A 14,776-nucleotide genomic window follows, 5' to 3' on the forward strand; every position below is an offset into this window, starting at 1 on the left:
GTACGACGTGCGCCAGGCTTGTCCGGCCCGATGTTGGTGGTGCTGGCCTGTTTTCTGCTGGTGCTCAGCAGCGTGGCCTGGGCAAAAACCATCACCGATATCGACGGCAATCGCGTTGAGATCCCCGATCGTCCGCAGCGTATCGTGCTGGGTGAAAGCCGCATGCTCTATACGCTGGCGTTACTGGAGCCCGGCGATCCGTTTCAGCACATTGTGGCGTGGCCGCAGGATCTGAAGAAGTACGACAGCCAAACCTGGAACAGTTTTGCCCGTCACTTTCCCCAGATGCTGAAAATTCCGTCGCTGGGTGCCGGCGGGCCGAACGCAATTAATCCCGAGCAGATTCTGGCGCTGAAACCGGACGTGGTGATTTTGCCGAGTCTGGCACGCTACGATGATGCCGACCTGCGCCTGGTCACCATGCTGAAAGCGGCGCACATTCCGGTGGTGAAGATCGATCTGCGCGTGCATCTGCTGAAAAACACCCGCCGCAGCGTGGAGATATTTGGCGAAGTGCTGAATCAGCAGGCGCGGGCAGAAGCGTTTAATCGTTTCTACCAGCAGCATATGCAGGTGATTCATGATCGCTTAGCCAGCTATCAGGGCGCGAAACCGTCGGTGCTGCTGCAACTGCATCTTGGACGCCGTAACGAATGTTGCGTGACGGCGATCAACGGCAGCCTCGGCGAATTACTCAACGCAGCGGGCGGCGACAATATCGCCAACAAAACCCAGCACGGCGTGTTTGGTCGCCTGAGTGAAGAGAGCGTGATTGCCGCTCAGCCGCAGTACTATTTTGCTACCGGCTTTGGCGATAACGCCTCGCAGGGCTTACTGAAATTAGGGCCAGACGTGGCACCCGAAACCGTGCTCAGCAGTTTCAGACAGCTCACCGCGCAGCAAAACGGTTTACGCGAATTATCAGCATTGAAAAATGGTCACTCGGCGGTGATCTGGATGAATTTCTACCTCAGTCCGTGGCACATTGCGGCGACAGAATTTATGGCTAAAACACTCTATCCACAGCTGTTTGCGGACCTGGAACCCGAAAAGACCCTGCAGCAGATTTTTCGTGATTTCTTACCGATTCCTTATAGCGGCACTTATTTTATTAACATCCCGCCAGCGAGCAATAAATAATCACTTCCGCTCCGCTTGTGATTAATCCGAACCTCGCTAATCTTAAGTTGCAGCACGGGCATGGCGTTGAAGCCCTTATTTCCGCCATGCAACAACAACTCACGAGAGGATGTTTTATGGCTGAGCATAGAGGCGGTTCCGGTAATTTTGCTGACGATAAAAAGAAAGCATCAGAAGCCGGTAAAAAAGGCGGAGAAAAAAGCGGTGGTAGTTTCAAAGATGACCCCGCTAAAGCATCAGAAGCAGGTAAGAAAGGCGGCAAGAAGTAGCCAACCATGTTTTAAATAGCACATAGCACCTTGGAAATCCGCCAGGGCACGGACGCCCTAAGCATTATCCCCTTCTGCAGTCGCACCTCGATAAATATTGTTAATTACATCACGTTACTGCTGCACTTTTTAACCCCCCTTTCGTTTACCGTTTCGTCTTAATAAATCTGATTGCTCACTTTCTAACGTGACAAACATCACATTTATGCCAGGCTTAGTTTATTCACCTCATGCGACAAGGAGATATATATGACATCGCAAACCACAAATAAAACCCTTATTACTGAAACGTATCCGGTTCCGCCATTTAAAAAGCAGACGCAACCGATGCCGGGTTTGGCGAGCAAAATGGATCCCCGTCCCGATCATGGTGAAACCAGCTATCGTGGTACCGGTAAATTGACCGGTCGTAAAGCGCTGATCACCGGTGGTGACTCCGGTATTGGCCGCGCCGTGGCAATTGCTTATGCCCGCGAAGGTGCGGATGTCGCCATCAACTTCCTGCCGGAAGAAGAGGCTGATGCGGCAGAAGTGGTAAAACTGATTGAAGCCGAAGGCCGCAAAGCGGTGGCGATTCCGGGTGATATTCGTTCGGAAGAGTTCTGTCAGAAGCTGGTGGATCAGGCTGCTGAGCAGCTAGGCGGATTGGATATTCTGGTGAATAACGCCGGACGTCAGCAGTTTAATGAATCCATCCTGACACTCTCTACTGAAGATTTTGACGCCACCTTTAAGACCAACGTCTATGCGATGTTCTGGATCACCAAAGCGGCGCTGAAATATCTGCCAGCTGGATCGTCCATCATCAACACCTCGTCGGTGCAGGCGTATCAGCCAAGCGCGATCCTGCTGGATTATGCGCAGACCAAAGCGTCGATTGTCGCGTTTACCAAAGCGCTTGCGAAACAGCTGGGTGAAAAGCAGATTCGCGTCAACGCGGTTGCGCCTGGCCCGTACTGGACCGCGCTCCAGGTGAGCGGCGGACAACCGCAAGAGAAAGTGGAGAAGTTCGGTGAATCCGCACCGCTGGGTCGTCCGGGACAACCGGCTGAAATCGCCCCGCTGTACGTCACGTTTGCCGATGTGAAAAACAGCTTCACCTCCGGCCAGGTGTGGTGCTCTGATGGCGGCACCGGCACGCTGTAATCATCTTTGGGGTCGCCATTCGTGGCGATCCCGCTCTACCCGTTCAATCGTTCAGGAAACACGTCCCTCAGCCATCCGATAAACACCCGTAATCGCTGCGTAAGATGACGATTCTGCGGATAAACCACATGAAAAGGATAATTCCCCGGACGCCACGCCGCCAGAATCTCAACCAATTTCCCTGCCTGTAAATCTGCTGCCGCTGCATAGCGGAAGGTCTGAATAATCCCTAAACCCGCAACCGCTGCCGCCAAATGCGCGTTACTTTCATTGACGCCAATCCGATGCTCACTCTTAATCTCAAGCTGCTCTTCGCCCTGGGTAAAACGAAACGGAAACGCCCTGCCGCTCTGCGGTGACAAATAGCTCACCATGCGATGTCCATTTTTCAGCTCCTGCGGATAAGCCGGTACGCCATAGGTTTTCAGATAGCCCGGCGCGGCGCAGGTAATCATCTCCGCATCCCCCAAATGACGCGCCACCAGCGACGAATCGCTAAGCGGACCGCCGCGTATCACGCAATCGACGTTACCGCTGATCAAATCCACCGCGCGATCCGCAACGCCAAGATCGATACGAATGTCCGGATAGCGGGCAATGAAATCGGGCAGCGCCGGAATCAACACATCGCGCGCGGTTGAGCCGCCAATATCAATACGCAGATAGCCGCCAGGTTTGGCGCTTTCCGCATTAAACGAGTGATCGATATCTTCCAAATCGCGCACGATGCGCAGCGCTTTTTCATAGTAATCGCGCCCTTCTGGCGTCACCGTGACGCGCCGCGTGGTGCGTTGCAGCAAGCGAACGTCGAGATGCGCTTCCAGTTCCTGCACCAGTTTGCTCAGCGTGGCATTCGGCATATCAAGAGAATCCGCCGCACGCGTAAAGTTGCCCGCTTCGACGACGCGCGCAAAGGCCTTTATCGCCAATAACTGATCCATGCTGTTTTCCGCCGCCTTTAATTATCCACACACAGAAATAGTTATTTCGATTTTACACCATTTATCAGCAAACGCCGTGAAGATAGATTGCTTCTCATGCACTGCAACGCAGTCATCAAAACCTCATCACCCATTGGAGAAGCAAACATGAACGCACTCAACGGCAAAATCGCATTGGTAACTGGCGGCACAACTGGCATTGGTCTGGCATCCGCGCAGGAGTTGGCGACACAAGGCGCACGCGTGTTTATCACCGGTCGTCGTCAGGCGGAGCTTGATGCGGCAGTCGCCAGCATCGGTGCCAGCGCCAGCGGTATTCGCGCTGATGCTGCGGTGCTAAGCGACCTCGACAACGTTTACGCAGAAATCGCCAAACAAGCGGGCCGCCTCGATATCCTGTTCGCCAACGCCGGTGGCGGCGACATGCTGCCGCTTGGCGCCATCACCGAAGAGCATTTTGACCGTATCTTTGGCACCAACGTGCGCGGCGTGCTGTTTACCGTGCAGAAGGCGTTGCCACTACTGAGTGACAATGCCTCGGTGATCCTCACCTCGTCCACCACATCGGTTCAGGGTACTGCCGGATTCAGCGTATACAGCGCCAGTAAAGCCGCGGTGCGCAACTTTGCCCGCTCATGGGCGCTGGATGTGAAAGATCGCGGTATTCGCGTTAACGTTGTGAGTCCCGGCCCGGTGCGCACGCCAGGTTTGGGTGGTTTGGTGCCGGAAGATCAGCAGCAAGGATTGTTTGATGCGCTGGCGGCGCAGGTGCCGTTAGGTCGTCTTGGCGAACCTGACGAAATTGGCAAAGTGGTGGCGTTTTTAGCGTCCGATGCGTCCAGCTTTATTAACGCCGCTGAGCTGTTCGTCGATGGCGGTATGGCGCAGGTCTGAAAGCTATTGTGTAGGTCGCCATTTATGGCGACCACGCTCTCAAGCCGCACTGGGTTCCGCCTCCACATACAAATAACCAATCCCCAGCACCTGCCGCGACCGATCCAGCTGACCAAAATGCACATTGGTGCCTTTGCTTTTCAACGCATCACGCGGATCGAACGGATTAAAATCGATCTGTCGCACAATGGTCTGCAACCAACTGTCACCAAAGGTACAGCTGCGACCATATAACCAAATCTGATTAATATTCAGCGTGTTGAGAAAATTATATAAGCTCATACCAATCGCTTCGGCGGCGCGCTGTGCCCACGCTACAATCCAGGGTTCGCCCGCTTGCCACGCTTGCAATAACTGCGTGCTGCTGGGCTGCGGCGCTTCGGGATCGCGCTGATGAGCCGCCTGTTTTAAGGTGCTGAGTGAGGCCACCGTTTCCAGACAACCCTGACGGCCGCAACTGCAGCGCTGACCGTTCGGCTCAATGATGGTGTGGCCGATTTGGCCGCTGCCGTACAAATTGCCGCGAAAAATCTCACCGTTGATCACAAATGATGAGCCGATGCCGTAATCCACATTGATGACGCAGAATTCGCTGAGCGCATTGCGATTTAACCACTTCTCAGCCAGCGCCAGCATCACGCAGTCGTTATCCACACGCACTTCCACGCCGAGCTTCTCCTCCAGCAGAAATTTTAACTGCAACGGCGTTTTCCACGCGGCTTGCGGCATATGCTGTGACACACCGGTGACCGGATCGACCTGACCATGCACTGCCAGCGCCAGATTAATGCGTCGCTTCGGCCACTGTTTGCAGGTCTTCCGCCACACCGCCTCAATCTCACTGAGCAATGTTTCCGGCGTTTCCGCTTTGATAGCGACTTGCTCAAATTCTCCCTGCGCTACCAGCTGCGCATCGGCCAGTTGCCGTTCAATGCTGCTCGGTTTGACGCATAAACACAGCGTCCAGGCACCGTTGGATGGCAGTTCAAAACTGCCATTGCTGTTACCGCGAGCGCTCATCAGCGCCTCAGAGTGTTGCAGTTTTCCTTCATCCAGCAGCGCCTGCAAAATTTTGCTGGTGGCTGGAATGGTTAAGCCGCTGAGGTGTGCCAATTGAGATTTACTGAGTTGCTTATGCCGCCACATAAGCGACATAAACAGCGACTTATTATGTTTTCGCACCTGCAAATTGTTCAAACCCACCGGCTTCATTTTGTCTCCATTACACTCCATCCGCCCCGTTTACTAAACAGAGTTTACTGTCTTTTGTGATGGTTTCGCCATCCTCTTTACTACCGTTGCCTTAAAGTTCGTGCTCATCCCAATAACAAAAAAATATCCTCACCTCCCAAGAGACATTGAACATGACAACATCACCTGCAAACCATCCGTGGCTGATCCGCCTCGGTATTCCACCCGCGCTGGCCTGGGGCTACGTCGCTGTATTGCTGTTTATGATTGGCGATGGCGTAGAGTCGAACTATCTCGCGCCTTACCTGCATGAAAATGGTTTCTCACTCAATATCGCGGCGGCGGTGATCGCCTTCTACGGCGTCACCGTTACGCTCGGTTCGTGGCTGGCCGGTTCACTCTCCACACTCATTGGCCCGCGCAAAGTGATGCTGGCAGGCGGTGTGATCTGGATTGTGTTTGAAGTGCTGTTCCTCGCCATCGCCTTGCCTTCCCATAGCGTGGCCTTGCTGGCGTTAACCTACGGTTTGCGCGGCGTTGCCTACCCCATGTTTGCCTATGCGTTTCTGGTGTGGATTCAGGCCGCCGCACCCGCCGATATGCGCGGTTCAGCAACCGGTTGGTTCTGGCTGGCGTTTACCGGCGGCTTGCCCACGCTGGGATCGCTGGTGGCGATCTTCTCAATACAGTTGATTGGTGAATACGCGACTTTCTGGCTGTCGCTTGGGCTGGTCGCGTTGGGGTTGCTGGTCATGGTGATCGCGCTTAAAGAACGCAGCGGCTATCAGTCGTTGCTCGATGAGCAACACCGTCAGCAGAGCGTTGCGCGTACGCTAATGGGCGGCATCGATATTTTGTGGCGTGAACCGCGCATCGCCGCCGCTGCCGTAGTGCGCATCATCAACACCACGCCTTACTTCGGCTTCTTTATTTTCCTGCCGGGCTTTTTCACCGAGCAGATCGGATTTACGCAAACCGAATACCTCAGCCTGATCACCATCATGGGTTTAGTCGGCATGAGTTTTAATCCCATTGTCGGCAAGCTCAGCGATCGCATCGGCTGGCGCAAAGTGCTGACGGTATTTGGTGGACTCGGTTCCGGCATCTCAATGTTGCTGATGTATTTTGTGCCGCAATGGAGCCACGGCAGCTTTGTCCTCAGCGTCATCTGCGCGTGTTTATATGGCATCACCTTGTGCGGCTATGTTCCCGCTGCCGCGCTGTTCTCTTCCCTGTGCCAGCCAAAAGATAAAGGTAACGCGATGGCGATTTACTGCTTTGCTGCCGGGCTTTCCACTTTCTTTGGCCCCGCACTCTATGGCGCCTTCAACGCGCTGTTTGGCACCTCGGGCGTGGTGTGGGGTTACGCCGCTTTGTACTTGATCAGCGCCCTGGTTTCCTGGTGCTTCCTGCTCAGCCCGCTTGATCCCGGCGAGCAGCATAATCCCGAGGCGCAGCGCCTGCGCCGTTTAGATTCTGTCGCTTCAGAGTAAAGAGAGAACCATGAAAGAGTTTGATTACATTGTGGTGGGCGGCGGCAGCGCCGGTTGTATCGTCGCCGCCAAGTTAGTCACGGAAGGCAACGCGCGCGTGCTGATGCTGGAAGCCGGGCGCGATGAGTATCACCCGGTGCTAAAGATGCCCGCAGGTTACATGAAGTTTCTCGCCAGCGACAAATTCCTCACCATGCACCAGACCGAGCCGCAGCCACAGCTCAACGGACGCGGCGTGATTGTGCCGCAGGCGAAAGTGTTGGGCGGCGGTTCGACGGTCAATGCGATGGTGTATATGCGCGGCCATCGCCAGGATTACGCCGACTGGAACAGCGCACTCGGCAATCAGGGCATCGACTGGTCGTGGGATGCGCTGCTGCCGCACTTTACCGCCATCGAGGATAACGATCATCTCGGCGCGCCCCATCACGGCATCGGCGGGCCAATGAAAGTGTCGCATCTCGGCCACTTCAGCCCTCTGAGCCGCGCTTATGTGAAAACTCTGCAGGGATTGGGCATTCCTTACACGCCGGATTTCAATACAGGCAATCCGTTTGGCGTAGGCTTTATGCAGCACACCATTAACGGTCAGACGCGCCAGCGCTGCAGCGTGGTGGATGCCTTTATTACGCCGCTGCGCCATGACGCGCGCTTGACCATTGTCACCGGCGCGCAGGTAGAAGAGATCCTGTTTGAGGGCGCAAATGCCAGCGGCGTACGCTACACACAGGATGGCCATCCGCAACGTGCCAGCGCGCGTAAAGAGGTGATTCTGGCTGCCGGTGCCTATCAAACGCCGAAGCTGCTGATGCTCTCCGGCATCGGTCCACAAGCCCAGCTAAAACAGCATGGCATCACGCTGCGTCAGCATTTGCCGGGTGTCGGCAAGAATTTGCAGGATCACTATGAAGTGCCGGTGGTAGCCAGCACCAACGGTGCGTTTGGCTATTATGGTCAGGATCGTGGCTGGCCAATGGTCAAAGCTGGCTTGCAATATATGTTGTTCAAAACCGGTCCGGTCACCACCACCGGCGTGGAAACCTGCGCCTTCTTTGACCCGATCGATTTCGGCGCCACGCCAACGATTCAGATGTTTTGCGTGCCTACGGTGTATCTCGACCGCGACGTGATGGGCGCCGATCCCGGCCATGGCGTTACCGTCAATTCGCTGCTGCTGCGCCCCAAAGCGACCGGCGAGGTCACGCTGCGCGATAGCAGCGCCAGCAGCTTGCCGATTATCGATACGCAAATCTTTGGTCATCCCGACGATTTGGCGCGCACCATCGCCGGTTTCCGTTTTGCGCGTAAGGTCATCACCGCGACGCCCATCGGCGCGATGGTGCAGCAAGAGATCTTCCCCGGTGCAGAGATTACTTCAGATGAAAAGATTGCCGAACACTGCAAGCGCATGGTGAAAACCGGCTATCACCCGGTCGGCACTTGCCGCATGGGCCACGATAACGATCCGCTGGCGGTGTTACACGACGACCTGCGCGTGCGCGGCGTTAACCGCCTGCGCGTGGTCGATGCCTCAATGATGCCCAACATTATCAGCGGCAACACCAATGCCATTGTGATGGCAGTGGCCCATCGCGCCGCTGAACTGATGTTGCAGAGGCAGCAGAGCGAGAAAAAGGAGCACGCTTATGAGTGAAAAATTAACCCGCCTGCAGCGCGTACTTGCCTCCTGGCAACTCGATGGTGTGCTGCTTACCCGGCGCGATAACATCGCCTGGCTGACCGACGGTGCCAGTTTTTACGTGGTGGAACGCGCCGAAGTCGGCGTGGCCAGCTTGCTCATCACGCAGGACAAGGTTCTACTGCTCGCCCCTGAAAATGAGATGCCGCGTATCCTCGCCGAAGAATCGCTGCCGTTTGCCTGTGAAACGCTGAGCTATCCGTGGTTTCAATCGTTAAATACCCTGTTGCCTGAGGGCAAATTCGGCAGCGATACGCCGCAAAACGGCATGTCTGATATTCAACAAGCGATGGTCGCACTGCGACAGGGCCTGAACAGCAGCGAACAGCAGCGATTTAGAGCGTTGGGGCGCGAAGCCGCGCAGATTGTTGAAGGTGTGGCGCGCCAGCTACAAGCGGGCGTGACGGAATGGCAGGTGGAGGCCGAGATTGTCGCAGCCTGTCTGGCACGCGGTATTCGTCCGATGTGCACCTTAGTGGCGGCCGATGAGCGTATTAGCGCGTTCAAACACCCGGTGCCCACGCAGAAAAAGCTGCAACAACACATGCTGATCACGCTCGGCGCCGAGCGCCACGGGCTGCACGTGAGCCTGACGCGGTTAGTGCATATCGGCCAACCTGAACCCGCATTACGCCAGCACCTCAACTCGTTGTGCCAGATCCACGCCGATATTCTCTGTGCAACGCAGCCGGGCCAAAGCTGGTCAACGCTATTTCAGGCAATTAAAGATGCCTATCAGCGGCACGGACATGGCGATGCGTGGCGCGATCATCATCAGGGCGGCCCGGCGGGTTATGGTTGCCGCGACGTGATCCTAACGCCAGATACGCGCGGCGATATTCATTCTGATATTGCCGTGGCGTGGAATCCCACGCTCAGCGGCGTAAAAAGCGAAGATACCTTTTTGCTTACCGCTGAGGGCTGCGAAGCCTTAACGCGCAGTGGCGAATGGCCAATGATTACCGTGCAGCGCGGTGAGCGCACGTTGTACTTCCCAGACTGGCTGGCATTACCGGCATCTTCATAAGGAAGCGATATGTCATCACGATTACCCAATAAAAACGCGATTATCACCGGCGCTGGCAGCGGCATAGGCAGCGCGATCGCTACACTGTTTGCGAAACAAGGTGCTCGCGTGGCGCTGTTCGATCTTGACGGTGAAACCACCGAAGCGCTGGCGGCAGAGTTGCAGCAGCAAAGTGGTCAACACTGTATTGCCTATAGCGCAGATGTCACGCAACCCGAGGAGGTGCAGCGGGCGGTGAGCGAAGCGCAGCAAGCGCTGGGCCCGATTGATATTCTGATCAACTGCGCGGGCGTGAATGTGTTTCGCGATCCGCTGGCACTGGAAGATGACGACTGGCAGCGCTGTATGGAGGTCAATCTGAAAGGACCCTACAACCTGATCCGCAGCGTGCTGCCGGGCATGCTGGCGCGCCAGTACGGCAATATCGTTAACGTCGCGTCGGTACATGGGCACAAAATCATTCCCGGCGCGTTTCCCTATCCGGTTGCCAAGCACGGTTTGATTGGCCTGACGCGTTCGCTGGGCGTGGAGTACGCCAGCCAGGGAATTCGCATTAACAGCATTTCTCCGGGTTTGATCATGACGCCCGCCGCTGAAGCCTGGCTGGCAAGCTGTCCCGATCCGCAAGCCGAGCGTGAACGGCAGGCCGCTTTGCTACCGTGCAAACGTATTGGTGAACCGCAGGAAGTGGCATATACCGCGCTGTTTCTCGCCTCGGACGAAGCGCGCTTCATCAATGCCACCGATATCCTGGTTGATGGCGGACGCAGCCAGATTTATCACGAGTAATAAATGATATTTTTATCGGGTCGCCATTCATGGCGACCACGCTTAATCTAACTCTCAATCACCGGAATCTCATCCAGTTGGGTAAAGATCGCCATCCCCCGCTCCTTGCCAATCCGCACATCGTTATCAGCCCCCTGCGACGCGCCCGGAATGCGTAAAATAGCATCGCAACAGTGAATCAAACGATGCGCCACCGGATAGAGAAAAGATTCACTGATTTCATCGCCAATTGTCTGCGAACCGGCGGCGCTCGCCAGCGGCAACGCCAGCCACTCACCAATCACCGGCGTATGTCCGCGCTGGTAGACCTGCAGGGCAATCTGGTCTAATTTCTTAATGTTTTCATGAATTAACACTTGATTGCCGTTGGTGCCGCTGCGTACGGGCCCTGCTATAAGAATCAACATTGAATTTCTCCAAAGGTTCGATGGTGTGGGCAAGCGTTTTTTGCACGATTTGCCCGGCGATAGGTGACAAAACCTACGCTAACATGCATAATCGTGCAGATACAAGCAAAAACATGAATGAGAAAATAATGCTCTCCAGCCAACGTAAACAGCACATCCTCGCCATTCTGAGCGAAGAAAAACAGGTGATGTCGAGCGAGCTTAGCCAGCGCTTTGCGGTGTCGGAAGACTCAATTCGCCGCGATCTGCGTGAGCTAGCCGCCGAAGGATTACTGCAACGTGTACACGGCGGTGCGCTGCCGGTTTCTGCCGCTATCGCACCGTTTGAAACACGCAAAAGCGTGCAGATTAGCTCTAAACGCCTTATCGCGCAGAAAGCGGTCCAGCTAATCCAGCCCGGCCAGGTAGTGATTATCGATGGCGGCACTACCACCGCCGAGATGGTGAAATTGCTGCCGCCGGATCTGGCATTTACCGTGGTGACGCACAGCCCAAGCATTGCCGTGGCGCTGGTGGATTATCCGCAGGTTGACGTGATCATGATTGGCGGCCTGCTCTATCGCCATTCGGTGGTGGCGGTGGGTGCGGCGGTGCTGGAAGGCATTGCGCGGATTAGTGCCGATCTGTTCTTCATGGGCGTGACCGGCGTGCATAAAACGGCGGGATTAACCACTGGCAACTACGAAGAGGCCGGGGTGAAACGTGCGCTTTCCGCACGCGCGGCGGAAACGGTGGTGATGGTGTCGAATGAGAAGCTGAATTCCGCTTCGGCGTTTGCCATCGGCGAATTATCACTGGCCAGCACCTTGATCGTTGATGCTCAACCCGATGACGAAATGTGCCAACTGCTGCGGAAAAAGCACATAACTGTGCTGTAAACGGCTATTCTTCGCTGCTAAACAATTAAGGTCATCGTACGCTTTCCAATCAAAGCCTATCCCGTAGCGGCGCGATTTATCGCGCAATGAATTGCGCCGCTACGATCCCTGCAAGCATTTTGATAATCAGGAGCTTAATAAGATGTCTGAGAATCCCACCATCGCCCTTATTGGACCGGGCGCGATTGGCACCACCATCGCAGCGGCGCTGCATGAAGCTGGACGCACGCCCACGATTTGCGGGCGTACCGCACATCCGCAGCTGGAGTTGCGTCACGACAGCGGCAAAATTATTGTTCCCGGCCCGGTGCTCACCAATCCCGCCGAGATCGCGCAACCGTTCGATCTGGTGTTTGTGGCGGTGAAAACCACCCAGGTTGAGGATACCGCGCCATGGCTGGCGGCGCTATGTGATGAAAATACCGTGGTGTGCGCGCTGCAGAATGGCGTGGAGCAGAAAAGCCAACTCGCGCCCTATGTCAATGGCGCGACCGTGCTGCCATCGGTGGTGTGGTTCCCGGCCCAGCGCGAACCGGACGCCTCGGTGTGGCTGCGGGAAAAGCCGCGCCTGACACTACCGGAAACGTCGCACGCTGAGTTGGTGGTTGCGGCACTGCGCGACACGCGCTGCGCGGTCGATCTCTCCGCCGATTTCCTGACCATCGCCTGGCGCAAACTGCTGCAAAACGCGGTTGCCGGTTTAATGGTGCTGTCGAATCGTCGTGCGGGTATGTTCCAGCGCGACGACATCAGCGCGCTGGCGCTGGCCTATTTGCAGGAGTGCCTGACGGTAGCGCGCGCTGAAGGTGCCGCGTTAAAAGATGAGGTGCCGCAGGAGATTGTAGAACGCTTCCACCGCGCACCGACTGATTTAGGCACCTCGATCCTTGCCGACCGTCAGGCCGACCGTCCGCTGGAGTGGGATATCCGCAACGGCGTCGTGCAGCGTTATGGTCGGGCGCGCGGTATTCCCACACCAATCAGCGATGTGATTGTGCCGCTGCTGGCGGCCGGTAGTGAGGGGCCAGGCTGATCATCTACATTCACGGTCGCCATCCATGGCGACCTCCCTCAACCGTCCCATCTACCCGTGTTTTATCCTGCCAACTTGCGAGATGTTAAAATCTTTACTAGGGTTTGCGCTTCTTCTGCCTCTTATAGCTTTCTTTTCCATTTATGAAATTACGGCTGCGAAAGCTATAAGATCGCGCCATTTTCTCAACTGGGGAATTTATGAGCACAGGAACGGATACAACACACTCAGCCACAGCCAGTGGCTTAACCGTTGATGACATCACCGTTATCGACAACAAATTGCTGAAACGCGCGGTCGGTGCCGCCGCATTGGGTAATGCGATGGAGTGGTTTGACTTCGGCGTTTACAGCTATCTCGCCGTTATCATTGGCCAGGTCTTCTTCGCCGATGCCAGCGCTGCCGCGCAGCTGATCGCTTCGTTCGGTACCTTCGCCGCGGCGTTTTTGGTGCGTCCGATTGGCGGCATGGTGTTTGGCCCACTCGGCGACCGCATTGGACGTCAGAAGGTGCTGGCGTTGACCATGATCATGATGTCGATCGGTACGTTCTGTATCGGTCTGATTCCGAGCTATGCCAGCATTGGTATCGCTGCGCCGATTCTGCTGCTGCTGGCGCGCTTGCTGCAAGGGTTCTCCACCGGCGGTGAATATGGCGGTGCCGCGACCTTTATCGCGGAATACTCCACCGACAAACGTCGCGGCTTTATGGGTAGCTTCCTTGAGTTCGGTACGCTGGGTGGCTATCTGCTGGGCGCCAGCCTGGTGACAGCAATGATCGCTTTCTTACCGCATCAAACCATGATGGATTGGGGCTGGCGTGTGCCGTTCTTCCTCGCCGCGCCGTTGGGTCTGTTCGGTTTGTATATCCGCTTAAAGCTGGAAGAGACGCCCGCGTTTAAAGATCACATGGATAAGCGCGAAGAGATGGAGCACAACAAGCCGCGCCTGAGCGTGTGGCAGATGCTGCGCGATCAACGTAAACCGCTGCTGAAATGTATTGGTCTGGTACTGTTGTTCAACGTCTCCAATTATATGCTGACCGCCTATATGCCGAGCTATTTAACCGGCGTGCTGGGAATGAGTGAATTATCCGGCCTGATGTTGGTGATGGTGATTATGTTTATCATGATGCCGCTGACGTTAATGTGGGGTTATCTCACCGACCGCATTGGTCGCCGTCCGGTGATTGGTTTAGGCGCGTTAGGCTTAATCGTGCTGGCGATTCCGAGCTACATGTTGATTGGTTCCGGCAATATGCTACTGGTGTTTGCCGGACTGGCGATTCTGGGCTTATTGCATACTTGTTTCAGCGGCACCATGCCGGCAACGTTACCGGCGCTATTTGTCACCGATATTCGTTATAGCGCGCTGGCAATTGGTTTTAACTTATCGGTTTCGCTATTTGGTGGCACCACGCCGCTGATTACCGCCTGGCTGGTGGATACCACGCACAATAATCTGATGCCGGCGTATTACATGATCGGTGCCGGGATTATTGGTTTACTGACGGTTTTGACCTTGAGTGAAACGGCCCGCAAACCGCTCAAAGGTTCATCGCCTGCGGTGGCAACAGAAGCGGAAGCGCATCGTTTGATCGATAAATTGCGTAAACGTAAGGTTAAGCATAAACCGGCTTAGGTTCGAGTCGGCATTAACAAGGTCCGCAGTCCTGCGGGATTTAAAGCGATTTTGAATTAAGAATACGCACGACTGCTGCAGCGCGGATGTTGAGGCGACATCCCAATCCGCTGAACGAATGAGGGATTCCAGGGCGAGCCGCAGGGATGCGGCGAGAGGTGGCGCTGAGCAGGAGCGAATCGCCGCCGGTCCGTCAGGAATCGTGAATGAGTGAAGGCACCGCGCAGCG

14 protein-coding genes are annotated in these 14,776 nt (G+C 55.6%); 11 read left to right on the forward strand and 3 right to left on the reverse strand.

Features of this window, described 5'->3' with window-relative positions:
* The first annotated feature begins 30 nt into the window (after window positions 1–30).
* The 3 genes from IB226_RS10195 to IB226_RS10205 all read left to right on the forward strand — a co-directional run bounded on the left by IB226_RS10195 (window position 31) and on the right by IB226_RS10205 (window position 2,555).
* Window positions 31–1,140 (forward strand): ABC transporter substrate-binding protein, encoded by a 1,110-nt coding sequence (locus IB226_RS10195; RefSeq protein ID WP_192235609.1) that lies wholly within the window; start codon window positions 31–33, stop codon window positions 1,138–1,140.
* A 116-nt stretch (window positions 1,141–1,256) separates the two neighbouring features.
* Window positions 1,257–1,409 carry a general stress protein gene (locus IB226_RS10200; RefSeq protein ID WP_101761338.1) on the forward strand — a complete coding sequence of 51 codons (153 nt, stop codon included), beginning with the start codon at window positions 1,257–1,259 and terminating at the stop codon, window positions 1,407–1,409.
* Between the two features lie 249 nt (window positions 1,410–1,658).
* Window positions 1,659–2,555, forward strand: coding sequence for an SDR family oxidoreductase (locus IB226_RS10205; protein ID WP_101761337.1), 897 nt, complete (start codon window positions 1,659–1,661; stop codon window positions 2,553–2,555).
* Window positions 2,556–2,590: 35 nt separating this feature from the next.
* On the opposite strand, the gene IB226_RS10210 is transcribed toward IB226_RS10205, so the two are convergent.
* The gene (locus IB226_RS10210; RefSeq protein ID WP_110867183.1) at window positions 2,591–3,496 is read right to left on the reverse strand and encodes a LysR family transcriptional regulator; all 906 of its coding nucleotides are present in this window, start codon (window positions 3,494–3,496) and stop codon (window positions 2,591–2,593) included.
* Between the two features lie 147 nt (window positions 3,497–3,643).
* Between IB226_RS10210 and IB226_RS10215 the strand changes: the two genes are divergently transcribed.
* On the forward strand, window positions 3,644–4,390 hold the full coding sequence (locus IB226_RS10215) for an SDR family NAD(P)-dependent oxidoreductase (RefSeq protein WP_110867182.1): 747 nt from the start codon (window positions 3,644–3,646) through the stop codon (window positions 4,388–4,390).
* Window positions 4,391–4,429: 39 nt separating this feature from the next.
* On the opposite strand, the gene IB226_RS10220 is transcribed toward IB226_RS10215, so the two are convergent.
* Window positions 4,430–5,602: an ROK family protein gene (locus tag IB226_RS10220; RefSeq protein ID WP_192235112.1), complete on the reverse strand. Its 1,173-nt coding sequence runs from the start codon at window positions 5,600–5,602 to the stop codon at window positions 4,430–4,432.
* A gap of 152 nt (window positions 5,603–5,754) precedes the next feature.
* On the opposite strand from IB226_RS10220, the gene IB226_RS10225 reads away from it, so the two are divergent.
* The 4 genes from IB226_RS10225 to IB226_RS10240 are packed head-to-tail and all read left to right on the forward strand — an operon-like array spanning window position 5,755 to window position 10,589.
* Entirely contained in the window at window positions 5,755–7,074 is a 1,320-nt protein-coding gene (locus IB226_RS10225) for an MFS transporter (protein WP_192235114.1), read from the forward strand.
* 10 nt (window positions 7,075–7,084) lie between these two features.
* Complete coding sequence (locus tag IB226_RS10230) at window positions 7,085–8,728, forward strand: GMC family oxidoreductase (protein WP_192235116.1); 1,644 nt, start codon at window positions 7,085–7,087, stop codon at window positions 8,726–8,728.
* Window positions 8,721–9,800, forward strand: a complete 1,080-nt coding sequence (locus IB226_RS10235) for a Xaa-Pro peptidase family protein (protein WP_192235118.1) — start codon at window positions 8,721–8,723, stop codon at window positions 9,798–9,800. Before IB226_RS10230 ends, IB226_RS10235 begins: the two co-directional genes overlap by 8 nt.
* Before the next feature lie 9 nt (window positions 9,801–9,809).
* Window positions 9,810–10,589, forward strand: coding sequence for an SDR family oxidoreductase (locus tag IB226_RS10240; protein ID WP_192235120.1), 780 nt, complete (start codon window positions 9,810–9,812; stop codon window positions 10,587–10,589).
* Between the two features lie 47 nt (window positions 10,590–10,636).
* Here IB226_RS10240 and IB226_RS10245 read toward each other — a convergent pair whose 3' ends face one another.
* A complete protein-coding gene (locus IB226_RS10245) occupies window positions 10,637–10,996 on the reverse strand; it encodes an NUDIX hydrolase (protein WP_192235122.1) in 360 nt (119 codons plus the stop codon).
* A gap of 128 nt (window positions 10,997–11,124) precedes the next feature.
* On the opposite strand from IB226_RS10245, the gene IB226_RS10250 reads away from it, so the two are divergent.
* The 3 genes from IB226_RS10250 to proP all read left to right on the forward strand — a co-directional run bounded on the left by IB226_RS10250 (window position 11,125) and on the right by proP (window position 14,547).
* Window positions 11,125–11,874, forward strand: coding sequence for a DeoR/GlpR family DNA-binding transcription regulator (locus tag IB226_RS10250; protein ID WP_192235611.1), 750 nt, complete (start codon window positions 11,125–11,127; stop codon window positions 11,872–11,874).
* Between the two features lie 142 nt (window positions 11,875–12,016).
* Window positions 12,017–12,907, forward strand: coding sequence for an oxidoreductase (locus IB226_RS10255; RefSeq protein ID WP_192235123.1), 891 nt, complete (start codon window positions 12,017–12,019; stop codon window positions 12,905–12,907).
* Between the two features lie 200 nt (window positions 12,908–13,107).
* Window positions 13,108–14,547, forward strand: coding sequence for a glycine betaine/L-proline transporter ProP (gene proP / locus IB226_RS10260; protein WP_101761326.1), 1,440 nt, complete (start codon window positions 13,108–13,110; stop codon window positions 14,545–14,547).
* Window positions 14,548–14,776: the final 229 nt, after the last annotated feature.

It is taken from the genome of Pantoea sp. PNT03, assembly GCF_014852515.1.
Taxonomy (GTDB): Bacteria; Pseudomonadota; Gammaproteobacteria; order Enterobacterales; family Enterobacteriaceae; genus Pantoea; species Pantoea leporis.

Bases quoted from the DNA above. Each gene is read 5' to 3' on its own strand.
- IB226_RS10195 (WP_192235609.1), top strand. From the start codon at position 31: ATGTTGGTGGTGCTGGCCTGTTTTCTGCTGGTGCTCAGCAGCGTGGCC.
- IB226_RS10200 (WP_101761338.1), top strand. From the start codon at position 1,257: ATGGCTGAGCATAGAGGCGGTTCCGGTAATTTTGCTGACGATAAAAAG.
- IB226_RS10205 (WP_101761337.1), top strand. From the start codon at position 1,659: ATGACATCGCAAACCACAAATAAAACCCTTATTACTGAAACGTATCCG.
- IB226_RS10210 (WP_110867183.1), bottom strand. From the start codon at position 3,496: ATGGATCAGTTATTGGCGATAAAGGCCTTTGCGCGCGTCGTCGAAGCG.
- IB226_RS10215 (WP_110867182.1), top strand. From the start codon at position 3,644: ATGAACGCACTCAACGGCAAAATCGCATTGGTAACTGGCGGCACAACT.
- IB226_RS10220 (WP_192235112.1), bottom strand. From the start codon at position 5,602: ATGAAGCCGGTGGGTTTGAACAATTTGCAGGTGCGAAAACATAATAAG.
- IB226_RS10225 (WP_192235114.1), top strand. From the start codon at position 5,755: ATGACAACATCACCTGCAAACCATCCGTGGCTGATCCGCCTCGGTATT.
- IB226_RS10230 (WP_192235116.1), top strand. From the start codon at position 7,085: ATGAAAGAGTTTGATTACATTGTGGTGGGCGGCGGCAGCGCCGGTTGT.
- IB226_RS10235 (WP_192235118.1), top strand. From the start codon at position 8,721: ATGAGTGAAAAATTAACCCGCCTGCAGCGCGTACTTGCCTCCTGGCAA.
- IB226_RS10240 (WP_192235120.1), top strand. From the start codon at position 9,810: ATGTCATCACGATTACCCAATAAAAACGCGATTATCACCGGCGCTGGC.
- IB226_RS10245 (WP_192235122.1), bottom strand. From the start codon at position 10,996: ATGTTGATTCTTATAGCAGGGCCCGTACGCAGCGGCACCAACGGCAAT.
- IB226_RS10250 (WP_192235611.1), top strand. From the start codon at position 11,125: ATGCTCTCCAGCCAACGTAAACAGCACATCCTCGCCATTCTGAGCGAA.
- IB226_RS10255 (WP_192235123.1), top strand. From the start codon at position 12,017: ATGTCTGAGAATCCCACCATCGCCCTTATTGGACCGGGCGCGATTGGC.
- proP (WP_101761326.1), top strand. From the start codon at position 13,108: ATGAGCACAGGAACGGATACAACACACTCAGCCACAGCCAGTGGCTTA.